This is a genomic window from Streptomyces turgidiscabies Car8, from assembly GCF_000331005.1.
Classification (GTDB): Bacteria; Actinomycetota; Actinomycetes; order Streptomycetales; family Streptomycetaceae; genus Streptomyces; species Streptomyces turgidiscabies.
Genome location: NZ_AEJB01000506.1, coordinates 1 through 12,369, shown reverse-complemented (window position 1 = coordinate 12,369; position 12,369 = coordinate 1). Strand labels below are relative to the sequence as shown.

General features: G+C 71.0%; 11 protein-coding genes. 6 read left to right on the top strand and 5 right to left on the bottom strand.

Going from position 1 to position 12,369, the window contains the following annotated elements; genetic code table 11:
* Positions 1 to 2 precede the first annotated feature (2 nt).
* On the bottom strand, positions 3 to 614 hold the full coding sequence (locus STRTUCAR8_RS36130; protein ID WP_407705420.1) for a PadR family transcriptional regulator: 612 nt from the start codon (positions 612 to 614) through the stop codon (positions 3 to 5).
* Positions 615 to 824: 210 nt separating this feature from the next.
* Entirely contained in the window at positions 825 to 1,751 is a 927-nt protein-coding gene (locus tag STRTUCAR8_RS36125; protein ID WP_006381234.1) for a helix-turn-helix transcriptional regulator, read from the bottom strand.
* A gap of 292 nt (positions 1,752 to 2,043) precedes the next feature.
* Here STRTUCAR8_RS36125 and STRTUCAR8_RS36120 point away from each other — a divergent pair, with 292 nt between their 5' ends.
* The 5 genes from STRTUCAR8_RS36120 to STRTUCAR8_RS36100 all read left to right on the top strand — a co-directional run bounded on the left by STRTUCAR8_RS36120 (position 2,044) and on the right by STRTUCAR8_RS36100 (position 8,335).
* Entirely contained in the window at positions 2,044 to 3,132 is a 1,089-nt protein-coding gene (locus STRTUCAR8_RS36120; protein WP_006381226.1) for an alkene reductase, read from the top strand.
* A 96-nt stretch (positions 3,133 to 3,228) separates the two neighbouring features.
* Positions 3,229 to 3,714 carry a (2Fe-2S)-binding protein gene (locus STRTUCAR8_RS36115; RefSeq protein WP_006381267.1) on the top strand — a complete coding sequence of 162 codons (486 nt, stop codon included), beginning with the start codon at positions 3,229 to 3,231 and terminating at the stop codon, positions 3,712 to 3,714.
* Positions 3,711 to 4,706 carry an FAD binding domain-containing protein gene (locus STRTUCAR8_RS36110; RefSeq protein WP_006381230.1) on the top strand — a complete coding sequence of 332 codons (996 nt, stop codon included), beginning with the start codon at positions 3,711 to 3,713 and terminating at the stop codon, positions 4,704 to 4,706. The genes STRTUCAR8_RS36115 and STRTUCAR8_RS36110 overlap by 4 nt, the downstream gene beginning before the upstream one ends.
* Before the next feature lie 115 nt (positions 4,707 to 4,821).
* Positions 4,822 to 7,005, top strand: coding sequence for a xanthine dehydrogenase family protein molybdopterin-binding subunit (locus tag STRTUCAR8_RS36105; protein ID WP_006381268.1), 2,184 nt, complete (start codon positions 4,822 to 4,824; stop codon positions 7,003 to 7,005).
* Positions 7,006 to 7,123: 118 nt separating this feature from the next.
* Positions 7,124 to 8,335, top strand: coding sequence for an XdhC family protein (locus tag STRTUCAR8_RS36100; protein ID WP_044473497.1), 1,212 nt, complete (start codon positions 7,124 to 7,126; stop codon positions 8,333 to 8,335).
* Here the strand turns inward: STRTUCAR8_RS36100 and STRTUCAR8_RS36095 are convergent.
* From STRTUCAR8_RS36095 to STRTUCAR8_RS36085, 3 genes are all read right to left on the bottom strand, one after another.
* On the bottom strand, positions 8,292 to 9,347 hold the full coding sequence (locus STRTUCAR8_RS36095; RefSeq protein ID WP_006381248.1) for a PucR family transcriptional regulator: 1,056 nt from the start codon (positions 9,345 to 9,347) through the stop codon (positions 8,292 to 8,294). The two genes, STRTUCAR8_RS36100 and STRTUCAR8_RS36095, sit on opposite strands and share 44 nt — an antisense overlap.
* 239 nt (positions 9,348 to 9,586) lie before the next feature.
* The gene (locus STRTUCAR8_RS36090; RefSeq protein WP_006381250.1) at positions 9,587 to 11,023 is read right to left on the bottom strand and encodes a flotillin family protein; all 1,437 of its coding nucleotides are present in this window, start codon (positions 11,021 to 11,023) and stop codon (positions 9,587 to 9,589) included.
* Positions 11,024 to 11,143: 120 nt separating this feature from the next.
* Positions 11,144 to 11,659, bottom strand: a complete 516-nt coding sequence (locus STRTUCAR8_RS36085; protein WP_006381262.1) for a hypothetical protein — start codon at positions 11,657 to 11,659, stop codon at positions 11,144 to 11,146.
* 330 nt (positions 11,660 to 11,989) lie between these two features.
* On the opposite strand from STRTUCAR8_RS36085, the gene STRTUCAR8_RS36080 reads away from it, so the two are divergent.
* Positions 11,990 to 12,340, top strand: coding sequence for a tetratricopeptide repeat protein (locus STRTUCAR8_RS36080; RefSeq protein WP_006381227.1), 351 nt, complete (start codon positions 11,990 to 11,992; stop codon positions 12,338 to 12,340).
* Positions 12,341 to 12,369 lie beyond the last annotated feature (29 nt).

Sequence of the window (12,369 nt, the reverse complement as noted above, 5' to 3'; positions counted from 1 at the left end):
GTTCAGTCCTTCCGGTCACGGGTGTGGGTCTGGGGGCGGGGCTGCTCGTCGGCTCCTCGGACGCCGTCGCCGTCCAGGACCTCGTGGAGCCAGGCGCGTTCGGCGCGGCTGGTGGCGCGGGCGGTGAGCATCATGCCGCGTCGGTAAGGGTCACTGACCTGCTCGGCGCGCAGCGGTGTGTCGCCGTCGTAGAAGAAGCTGGCGGGAGCCTCCAGAAAGTCCAGGCGGCGGCGCAGCACAGCGTGCTGCTCGGCGGGGTCGGGCAGCAGCGAGAGGAACGCCAGGATGGTGAACCAGCGGGAGAAGTCGGTGATTTCGTGCTCGGCTGGTTCCCGCAGCCGCCGCAGCATGTCCTCGCGTCCCGCATCCGTCAGGTTCAGCACGTACCGGCCACCGCCCGCCTCGGGCGCGGTGCGCCGCTCGATCAGCGCGGCCCTGGTCAGCCGGTTGAGCGCCGGGTAGAGGGTGCCGTCACTGACCGGACGGCTGTAGCCGGTCAGGTCCGTGATGCGCCGTCGCAGCTCGTGACCCGGGCAGGGGGTCTTCGGCGAGGAAGCCGAGTATCGCGAGTTCGAGCATGACCCATGGGTTTCACATCGAAACGATGTACACATCGTTTCGATGTCACGAAGACCATGACTGCCACTACTCCCCGCCAGGCCCACGTATCTCCACCGACGGCACGAAGGGCGGACTTCGGCCTCCTCGGGACACCCGCACGGCGACGAATGGGCCGAGCGGAACGGAGCGGTGCGGGCGAGCGGCGATCCCGTACCCGCAGGACGTATGGAGATGCGGTCGAAGGCGGGAGTATCGGAACTGCGTCAAGCCGTGTGTGTCGGCGGCATCCCGGCCGCTCCCGTCCTTGTCGCGTCGGTGCCCCAGCTGGCCAGCAGTCGTAGTGCCTCCGCGGACGGGGAGCCCGGTTCGGCGTGGTACGTCAGCAGCATCTGTTCATGGGCGTCGGCCAGGCGGAACGCCTCGAGGCGGAGATCGAGTTCGCCGACGAGTGGGTGGTGCAGGCGCTGGACGGCTCGGCACGTCTCCGTGACGTCGTGGGTGGCCCACAGCTGTCTGAACTCCTCGCTTTTCACGGAGAGTTCGCCCACCAGCGCGGACACCCGGGGGTCGTTCGGATGGGAGCCGGCGTACATGCGCAGCTGGGAGACGACGTCGTTCGCCTTGTGCTCCCAGTCCATGAAGAGGTCGCGGTACTCGGGCCTGAGGAACACCAGCCGCGCCCAGTTCTGCTCCTGTGCGGGCAGCTCGGCCCAGTCGCCGAAGACCGCCGCGGCCATCCGGTTCCAGGCGAGGATGTCCGAGCGCGGCCCCACGAGGATCGCCGGGATGCCGTCCATGGTGTCCAGCAGCGTCCGCAGGTGGCCCCGCACCTGCTGGGTGGGGGCGGCCGGCTTCTTCTTCTGCTGCCTCGGCTTCGCCAGGTGCGTGAGGTGGGCGTGCTCGGCGTCGCTCAGCCTGAGCGCGCGGGCGATGGCGTCGAGGACCTCCACGGACACGTGCTGCCCGTTGCCCTGTTCCAGCCGCGTGTAATAGGCCACCGACACCCCGGCCAGCTGCGCCAGCTCCTCGCGGCGCAGCCCCGGCACCCGCCGGTACCGTCCGAAGCTCCGCAGCCCCACGTCCTCCGGCTTCAGCCGGGCCCGCCGGGTGCGCAGGAACTCGCTGAGCTCGGCACGCGGGTCCAGAGCGTCGGCGGCGGGCTCGAGCACCGGTTCGGGGTGTTCGTCCATGCCTCGAGTATCCACAGTCGGACGCACACCAGCCTGACCCAGCCAGTGGTAGGCATCGCAGGCGTACGCAAAGCCGTGGCCTGGGTGGGTGCCGGCCCGGCCGGGACGCTGACCAACGTGCCCGGGCGGAAGACAGCCGGGCGCGGAACCTCAGCCGGGAAAACCGTCGGCATGCCATTTGACCAGCCCAAATGAGGACCGCCGAGGTCCTGGCCCCGGTTCCCCGACACCCCGCCAGGCCCATGCTGCCGCCTGTCTCTTCCACCGGACCCGTTCTTCGAAGGAAGCTGCCATGACCACCGTGTTCGATCCGATCGACCTCAGCGGCAAGGCGCTGGCCAACCGCGTCGCGATGGCGCCGATGACCCGCAGCCGCGCCGCCGCTCCCGCGGGCACGGCGACGGAGCTGATGGCCACCTACTACGCCCAGCGGGCGAGCGCCGGCCTGATCATCACCGAGGGCATCCAGCCCTCGGTCGTCGGCCAGGGCTACACCAACACCCCCGGCCTGCACACCACCGAGCAGGTCGACGCCTGGCGGAAGGTGACCGACGCCGTCCACGCCAAGGGCGGCACGATCTTCGCGCAGCTGATGCACACCGGCCGGATCAGCCACCCCAGTCTGCTGCCCGACCCACTCATCCCCGTCGCCCCCTCCGCCGTCGCGGCAGCGGGCCAGGTCTTCACCTACCAGGGCCCCCAGGACTACGTCACGCCGAAGGAACTGGACCAGGACGACATCGCCCAGACCATCGCCGACTACGCCGACGCCGCACGCAACGCCATCGCCGCCGGTTTCGACGGCGTGGAGATCCACGGCGCGAACGGCTACCTGATCCACCAGTTCCTCGCCCCCAACACCAACCTGCGCACCGACAGCTGGGGCGGCGGGCCTACGGACCGGGTCCGCTTCGGCATCGAGGTCGCCACGGCCGTCGCGGAAGCGATCGGCGGCCACCGCACCGGCTTCCGCATCTCCCCCGGCAACCCCTACAACGACATCTCCGAGACCGACCCGGCGGACGTGCTGGAGACCTACACCACGCTGATCGCCGGCCTCGCCCTGCTGGACCTCGCTTACCTGCACCTGCTCGAGAGCCCGGACCGCGACCTGACCGACCGGCTGCGCAAGGACTGGCCGACAGCGTTCGTCCTCAACCCCTTCACCCACCCCGAACCCACCGGCCCCGGCGCTCTCGCCCACATCGAGGACGGCACCGCGGACATCATCGCCTTCGGCGCCCTGTTCCTGGCCAACCCCGACCTGCCCGCCCGCCTCGCAGCCGACGGCCCCTACAACACCCCCGATCCGGCCACCTTCTACGGCGGCGACCACCGCGGCTACACCGACTACCCGGCGCTGCCCGCCGACAGCGCGTGATCTGAACAGGCCAGAGTCCTTCTGATCCAGCCCCTTGTGCCTGATGGCGCCCCCCTCAAGAGAACGGGCCCTCGGGTGAACCGGAGGAATGACACGGTGGAGATCGAGCTGCGGATCAACGGATCCGCTCAACGGCTGGACGTCGCGCCGCAGGTGAGCCTGCTCGACGCGCTGCGCGAGTACCTGGGCCTGACCGGCACCAAGAAGGGCTGCGACCAAGGCGCGTGCGGAGCCTGCACGGTGCTGGCCGACGGCCGGCGGATCAACGCCTGCCTGGCGCTGGCGGTGCAGTACCAGGGCCGTGAGATCACGACCATCGAAGGCGTCGACCACCCGTTGCAGGCGGCATTCGTCCGTACCGACGGATTCCAGTGCGGCTACTGCACGCCGGGCCAGATCTGCTCGGCGATCGGGATGCTCGCCGAACACAAGGAGGGCGCACCCAGCGCGGCGACCGAGCACCTTGCCGACAGTGGCGGGGAGTTGGACGAGGCGGAGATCCGGGAGCGGATGAGCGGCAACCTGTGCCGCTGCGGCGCCTACAACGGCATCGTCTCGGCGATCAAGGAGGTCGCGAAGTGAAGTCGTTCTCCTACGTCAGCGCGCCGGACACGGCCACGGCGCTGCGCACGATCGCGGACAACACTGACGTGAAGTTCCTGGCGGGCGGGACGAACCTCGTCGACCTCATGCGGGAGGGCATCGAACAGCCGTCGACGGTCGTGGACATCACCCGCCTGCCGCTGGACGGGATCGAGGAACTCCCGGACGGGGGGATCCGCGTTGGGGCGCTGGTGAGCAACAGCGCGCTCGCGGCCCACCCCCTCGTCAGGACCCGCTACCCGGTCCTGGCGCAGGCGATCCTGCTGGGGGCCTCGGCCCAGTTGCGGAACATGGCGACCGTGGGAGGCAATCTCCTGCAGCGCACCCGCTGCGTGTACTTCTACGACGAGACCTCCGCCTGCAACAAGCGCACACCCGGCAGTGGTTGTGACGCGATCGGCGGGTTCTCCCGGGGCAGTGCGGTGCTGGGGGCGAGCGAGCACTGCATCGCGACGCATCCCTCGGACATGGCGGTTGCGCTGGTGATGCTCGACGCCCTCGTCGAGGTGGAGAGCGTGCGCGGTATCCGGCGTATCCCGGTCGCCGACTTCCACCGCGAGCCGGGCAACACCCCGCACATCGAGACGGTGTTGGCCGCCGACGAGCTGATCACGGCCGTCGAGCTGCCGCCGGTGCCGGTCGCGGCCACCTCGCGCTACCGCAAGGTCCGCGACCGCGCGTCGTACGCCTTCGCCCTGGTCTCCGTCGCCGCCGCACTGGCCGTCGAGGACGGGGTGGTCACCGAGGTGCGGCTCGCGCTGGGCGGCGTCGGCACCAGACCCTGGCGGGCCACCGAAGCCGAACGCGCGCTGCTTGGCCGGCCCGCGACCGAGGAGGCCTTCCGGCAGGCGGCGGAAGCCGCACTCGCCGCCGCAGTCGGCGGACCGCAGAACGCCTTCAAGATCGAGCTCGCACGGCGCACGATCGTGGCGACCCTGCGGCAGTTGCTGACCGACGGGAGCGCGGCCTGATGTCGAGGTCAAAGGCGACCGGTTCACGCCCGGTCAGTGTCACAACCGTCCCTGCCCGGCCCGCGCGGCTTCCGCGTGACGTGCGCCCGGGCCGTACCGAGGAAGGCAGGGCGGCATGACTACGATCGGACAACCGCTCGACCGCGTCGACGGCGGGGTCAAGACGACGGGTGCGGCGAAGTTCGCCGCCGAGCACTTCTATCCCGGCCTCACGCACGCCGTACTCGTGCACGCCACCATCAGCCGTGGCCGGGTCACCGCCCTGCGCACCGACGAGGCGAGCGCGGTGCCGGGCGTGATCGCCGTCATCACCCACCTCGACGCGCCCCCCATGAAACCGGCGCACAAGCCCGGAACATTCAACTTCGCCGGTTTGTTCTCCGGGACCTCGGTGAACTACTTGCAGAGCGACGAGGTGCACTGGGAGGGGCAGCCCATCGCGGTGGTCGTCGCGGAGACCTCCGCCGCCGCCCGGGAGGCCGCCGCGCTGGTGCGCGCCGAGTACACCGTCACCAAGTCCTCGGTCGACTTCGAGGGGTCCGAACAAGACGCACAGCCGCAACCGAACGACTCGTTCTTCCCCCGGGGAGCGAAGAGGGGCGACGCGGAGGCGGCGCTGGCCACCGCGCAGGTGTCGCTGGACCTGCGGTTCACCACCCCGCCGCACAGCCACAACGCGCTGGAGCTGCACTCCACCACCGCCGTCTGGGACGGCGACCGGCTGACCGTCCACGACGCGACGCAGTCGATCGACTGGTTCCGCACCCACCTCGCGCTGCGGTTCTCCGTGCCCAGGACAAACGTACGGGTGCTGGCGCCCTTCGTCGGCGGCGCCTTCGGCGGCAAGTTCTCGATCTGGCCCGGCACCATCCTCGCGGTGCTGGCGGCCCGGGCGACCAAGAGGCCGGTGCGGCTGGTGCTCTCGCGGGAATCGGTCTACCGCACAGTGGGCGGACGCACCCCGTCCGTCCAGCGGGTCGCGCTCGGGGCCGACCGCGACGGCAGGCTGACCTCGCTGCTGCACACCAGCATCACCCGCGCCAGCGAGATCGGCGGTAGTTTCGAGCAGGTCACCGGTGTGTCCCAGCATCTGTACGCGGCCGACAACATCCTCGCGCGGCATGACCGCGTCCAGCTCGACCTGCTGCCCAGCACCTTCACGCGGGCGCCGGGCGAGGCGATCGGCACCTTCGCGCTGGAGTCCGCGATCGACGAGCTGGCCTATGAGCTGGGCATGGACCCGATCGCACTGCGCCTGCGCAATGACACCGCGGTCGACCCGATCGACGGCAGGAAGAAGTTCTCCCACCGCAAGCTGCCGGAGCTGTACGCGCTGGGCGCGGAGCGGTTCGGCTGGCACGAGCGAAACCCCGAACCACGTTCGACGCGCGAGGGGCGGTGGCTGGTCGGGACAGGTGTGGCAACGGCGTTCCACCCGGCGTTGATGATGCCGGTCAACGTCACGGTCCGGCTGTCGGCCGACGGCGGCGTCCTGGTGCGCTGCGCCTTCCAGGAGATGGGCATGGGTGCGGCCACGGCGCAGGCCCAGATCACGGCCGACGCGCTGGGTGTGCCGTTCGACGCCGTGCGTGTGGAGTACGGCGATTCCGATCTGCCGATGGGGCCGGCCGCCGCTTCCTCTGTCCAGACCGCGAGCACCGCCGCCAGTGTGCTGCAGGCGTGCGAGGAGCTGAAGCAGACGCTGAAGTCCATGGCCCGCAAGACCGGCGGCGACAGCCACGCGGAGATTCTCCGGCGCGCGAAGGTGCCGCACGTCGAAGCCAAAATCGGATCCGAGACGCGCCTCGGCCGCATCGCCGGGCGGGCACGGTTCCTCCCGGGCTTCCTGCTCGGGGCCCAGCGGTTGATCAAGGCTGCCTCCGGTGTGCAGTTCTGCGAGGTGAAGGTCGATGCGGAGACCGGCGAGACGCGGGTGTCGCGGTGGGTCGGCGTGTTCGACATCGGCACGGTGATCAACGCGAAGACGGCGGCCAGCCAGGTGCGCGGCGGCATCGTGATGGGCCTGGGCCTGGCGATGGCCGAGGAGACCCTCTTCGACCCGCGCAACGGACGGATCATGAACCCCAGCCTGGCCGAGTACCACGTCCCGGTGCACGCCGACATCCCGCCGATCGACGTGTCCTTCCTCGACGAACCGGATCCGAACACGCCCCTCGGTATCCTCGGCGCGGGCGAGGTGGGTGTCACGGGTGTCGGTGCGGCCGTGGCGAACGCCGTGTACCACGCGACCGGCAGGCGGGTGCGGGACCTGCCGATCACGCTGGACAAACTGCTCTGAGGCGACAGCGGTCAAAGCCCCCGTCGCGCCGGTGCCCGTCGGGCACCGGCGGCGCGACGAGGGCCTGGCCTCCTCATGGCAGATCCGCGCCGTCCGACCACCACGAGAAAGAAACCTCATGCTGGACATCGCTGACGAGCTGAACCGGTGGCTGGAGGAAGGGCGTGACTTCGCCGTGGCCACCGTCGTGGCCGTCAGCGGCAGCGCACCGCGCGGGCCGGGCGCCGCGCTCGCCGTCGACGCCGACGGCACCGCAATCGGCTCGGTCTCCGGCGGCTGTGTCGAGGGCGCCGTCTACGACCTGTGCACCCAGGCGCTCAAGGACGGCGATGCGGTGCGCGAGCAGTTCGGCTACAGCGACGAGGACGCCTTCGCCGTCGGCCTGACCTGCGGCGGTGTCCTCGACATCCTGGTCACCCCCGTATCCGCGGAGGCCCCCGGCAGGAAGACGTTCCAGACGGCGCTCTCGACCGCCGTCCGGGGCGAGGCGGTGGCACTCGCCCGCGTGGTCCAGGGCCCGGCGCAGCTCCTCGGCCGAGCGCTGGCAGTCCGTCACGACGGCTCCTACGAAGGAGAACTCCGCGGGCTCCCCGCCCTGGACCGCGCCGTCGCCGACGAAACCCACGCCCTGCTCAACGCCGGCCGCACCGGCACCTTCGACATCGCGCAGGACGGCTCCCACTGCGAGCCGGACCTGAGCGTGTTCGTCGAGTCGAGCGTGCCACCGCCGCGCATGCTCGTCTTCGGCGCCATCGACTTCGCCGCAGCACTGGTACGCGTGGGCAAGTTGCTCGGCTACCACGTCACCGTGTGCGACGCCCGGCCCGTCTTCGCCACCCGGACGCGCTTTCCCGAGGCCGACGACATCGTGGTCGACTGGCCGCACCGCTACCTGCGCCGTACCCAGCCCGACGACCGCACGGTGGTGTGCGTCCTCACCCACGACGCCAAGTTCGACGTCCCCCTCCTGGAGACGGCCCTGCGCCTGCCGGCCGCCTACATCGGCGCGATGGGCTCCCGCCGCACCCACGAGGACCGCGACCGCAGACTCCGCGAAGCCGGCCTCACCGACGCCGAACTGACCCGCCTGCACTCGCCCATCGGCCTCGATCTCGGCGCCCGCACGCCCGAGGAGACCGCCCTGTCCATCGCCGCCGAGATCATCGCCGCCCGGCACGGCGGTACAGGGCTGCCCCTGAGCGACTCATACACACCGATCCACCACGACCGAACCGATGCCAAGTCAACTGAAGCCGCGCGGGAGGGTGCGCTGAGCTTCGGACGCGTCACAGGGGTCGGGCAGGCCAATCGAGCAGTCGGGCACCGATGACGGCGGTCTGCAGGGTGTAGCGGTCGGCGGGGTCCGCCGGATCGTTGCCGGTCAGGGTGTGGACGCGTTCCAGCCGGTAGGTCAGCGCGCGCACGCTGAGCGACAGCCGCCGGGCCGCGGCGGCGGCGACGCAGCCGGTGTCGAAGTACGCGGCGAGGGTGTCGAGCAGCGGCTGGGCCCCACCACGCGCCTGTTCCAGCGGTCCCACCGTGCTGCGCACGAGATCCATCAGTGCCTGCCGGTCCCGGGCCAGGACGGGAAAGACCAGCAGGTCCGCCGCGCGCAGCAGACGCTCGTCGAGGCCCATTCGCTGGGCCACGTCCAGGGCGTTCAGGGCCTCTTCGTAGCTGTGTCCGATACCGACCGCGCCGGGCCGGGGCCGGCCGATGGCCACCTGTGCCTGTCCGGTGGCGGCGTGAGCGTGCTCGGCGAAGTGGGTGAGGACGTCGTCCTGGTCGCCCGGGGCGATGCACACCATCCGGCCGTCCTTGGTCGTGAACAGGATGCGGCGGTTCTCGAAGCGCGCGAACAGTTCGCCTGCCACGTGCCGGGGTATCGCGTCGGTCTCGTCGTACTTCTCCGGCCCCTCGGCCACGGCGACCGCGTGGGCGCGGGACAGACGAAGCCCGAACCGTTCGGAGTGCGCGGCGAGTTGACCGGGGTCTCCGCGGCCGTGGAGCAGATCGTCGATGAACTCGCGGCGGGCTGCCTCCTCCTTGCGGACCACGAGGCGCTGCGCGCGCTCGTAGCCGTCGGCGAAGGCGTCCACGGCCTGCTCGACGACGGCGAGGACACTGTCCGGGGTTGCCGCGCGCGGCCAGTCTCCCCGGGCCGCCGTGAGATGGGCGCGGACAAGGGTGCGCCAGCCGTGTCCGGCTTCGGCTGCCTGTGCGCCCAGGTCCCGGCGGGACTGGACTTCGTCGCGGGTCAGGCGCCGGCCCGTGGCGGTGGCGTCCGCCAGGATCCGCTCGAAGCCGTCGAGGTAGGGCCCGGGCGCGTCCTGGACGGTCATGCTCTCCCCCTGTTTCGGCGCGGACGGAGCCGGGCGCGCCTCCCCGTCGGGCGGCGGCGCCGACCGGGACCCGTCCGGCGGTGCGCCCGTCCACATTTGTGAGAACACCACTCTCACCGAAGCTCCGGGACGACGTCCAGCGGCCGCGGGCCGCTTCGCGATCTCCGGGACGCCCCTGCCTACGAGTCCGAGCGGTTCGACGGCCGCCCGGCCTCGCCGCACCACGCTCGGCGGCCGGCTCAGCCGGTGACTTCGACCTTCCCGTTGGCGGCGGCGGGCGCTGTCGTCGCGAGCCGCGCGCCGCCGTCGGCTCGCCGAGTGATCCCCTTCAGCAGTTCGGCGAAGTCGACGCCGGTGGTGGAGCTGAGGAGTTCGACGCCCTGGGCGACGTTGTCGGCGACGGTCCGCGACAGCGTGCTCGCCCCGTCCGTCGAGATCACCGTCATCTTGTCGATGGCGCTGAGCGGTTCGGACGCCTTGGCGACGACCTGGGGCAGCACCTCGACGAGCATCTGCAGCACGGCCGCATCGCCGTACTGCGCGAAGGCATCGGCCTTCTTCCGCATGGCCTCGGCCTCGGCGGCACCCCGGGCGCCGATCGCGGCGGCCTCCGCCTCCCCCTCAATGCGTACGGCGTCGGCGAGCGCGGCCCGGTGCGCCTTCTCGCCCTCACCGGTGAGCCTGGCGCGCTGGGCATCCGCCTCGGCCTCCTTGACCAGGGCGATCCGGCGGGCCTCGGCCTCCTGTTCGGCCTGGTAGCGGGCGGCGTCGGCAGGCTTGCGGACCTTGGTGTCCAACTCGCGGTCGGTCAGCGCCGCCTGGCGCTCGGCGACCTTCTCCTGCTCGGCCAGCACCTGCTGGCGCCGGTCCGCCTCGGCTAGCGGGCCGGCCGCCGCCGCACGGGCCGCGGCCTCGTCGGTCTCGGCCTTGATCTCGGCCTGCTTCAGCGCGAACGTCCGCTGCGCGATCGCGATCTCCTCCTCGGCCTTCAGCCGCGCCTGCTCGGCGGCCCGACGGGCGACGGCCTCGGCGATGTCGGCTTCCTGCTTGGCGCGAGCGGCCTCCGGACGGCCGAGGTCCTCCAGGTAGGAGCCCTCGGTGGTGATGTCCTGGATCTGGAAGGCGTCCAGTACCAGGCCCTGCCCGGACAGGCTCGCCTCGGCCTCCTCGGCGACCTGCCCCGCGAACACGGCCCGGTCGCGGATGATGTCCTCCACCGACATCCGGCCGACGATGGCACGCAGCGCGCCGGAGAGCACCTCCTGGGTGAAGCCGACGATGCCGTCCTGCTGCATCAGGAACCGTTGCGCGGCGGCCCGTATCGAGTCCTCGGTGCCGCCCACCTTGACGATGGCGACGCCCTCCAGATGCGCCTTCACGCCTCTCAGGGTGACTGCACCGCGCACCGCGACCGGGATGTGCCGCGAGGACAGGTCGAGGGTGAACTTCTGCTGTACGAACGGCACGACGAACACGCCGCCGCCGACCACGACCTTCTGGCCGCTGTTGTCGGTGAAGATCCGGCCGGTGTCCGGATCGGTGGCCTGCTTTCCGCGCCGCCCGGTGACGATGAACGCCTGACTCGGACCCGCCACCTTGTAGCGGGTGACAACCACGAGAGCGAGCAGTACCAGGAGTACGACGACTCCGGCGACCGCGATGACGACAGGACTCATGACAGTGCCCCTTTCGAATACCGCACCCCGGTGCACGCGGCAGAACGGATGAATGAAATGAAGTGAACGAGAGGGAGGATCGCCGACGGAGCGAACGGCAAAGGCGTGATCGGCCGGGGCTCAGCGCTCGACGGGCCGTACCGTCACGGAGGTCGCGGACAGCGAGTCCTCGACCCACACCTCGGTACCCCGCTCGACACGGACGGTGCTCCTGGCGGCGTACTTCACCGGCTGGCCCGCCAGGTACAGCAGCACTTCGCCGTAGCCGTCGACAGGGATCGCGGTGACCACGGACCCGGAACTCCCCACCAGCTCCCTGCCGTCGGGAGCGGCGCCGGACACGTCCCGCATCAGGGCCCGGCTCAGGCGCCAGGTCGGCCAGGCCGCCCCCAGGCCCGCACCAGCCCCCACCACCGTGGCGGCGCCGACGCCGATGTCCGTCGTACCCAGGGCGATCGCCCCACCGAAGCCGAGCATCGAGACGAACCCGGCGATCACCGGAAGCGACAGCAGTCCGTCGAACAGCCCGTCCAGCACGCCGACGCCGTCGAAGAGCCCTTCGAGGACACCGTCGAAGACGAGCGCGAGCACCAGCAGAACAAGGCCCGCGAGGCCGAGAACCAGAAACAGCGTCATACCTGCGCCCCTCCCCCGTTTTCCGCGCGGCGCGCCGTGACCACGTTCCCACGTGCCGTTCCCGATGTTCATTGCCGGAACCCGGCAGTCTTCACGCCGCTTCGATGCCCGCTCTACACGTCCGCGCGCCATGTCCCGAGCCGTGACCAGCGCACCAGGGAGTTCGGCCGGTCCCTGCCGCATCACGGCAAGGTCCACGTAGTCGCCGGGCCCCAGGACGTGGCCCTCAGGGAGCAACGAGCGGGCGAACGGGGAGCTGGCTGCCCTGGCCGGACCACCGGCGGAATGACCGGCCGCTCGAAGCGGTTACCGCCTCCGAAGGAGGCACGAGTGGAGACCACGACGAACACGTACTACGACCACGGGACCGCTGCGGAGCGCTGGGAGCGGGCGCGGCTGTTCTTCGACGCCAAGGACTACGCCGGTGCGGCGCGGGTGCTGGGCGGGCTGGTCGAGGAGGTGCCGGAGCAGACCGGGCCCCGGCTGCTGCTGGCCCGCGCCTACTACCACTCGGCTCAACTGCAGCGCGCGGAAGCCGAATTGCGGGTCCTCGTCGAGCGCGACCCGGTCGAGCAGTACGCCCGACTGCTGCTCGGACGCACACTCCAGCGCCAGGGCCGGCACGAGGAGGCCGCACCGCACATGAAGCTCGCCTCGGCCCTCGCCGGCGACTTCGAGTAGCGCCGCGACGCGACGCGACACACAGGACG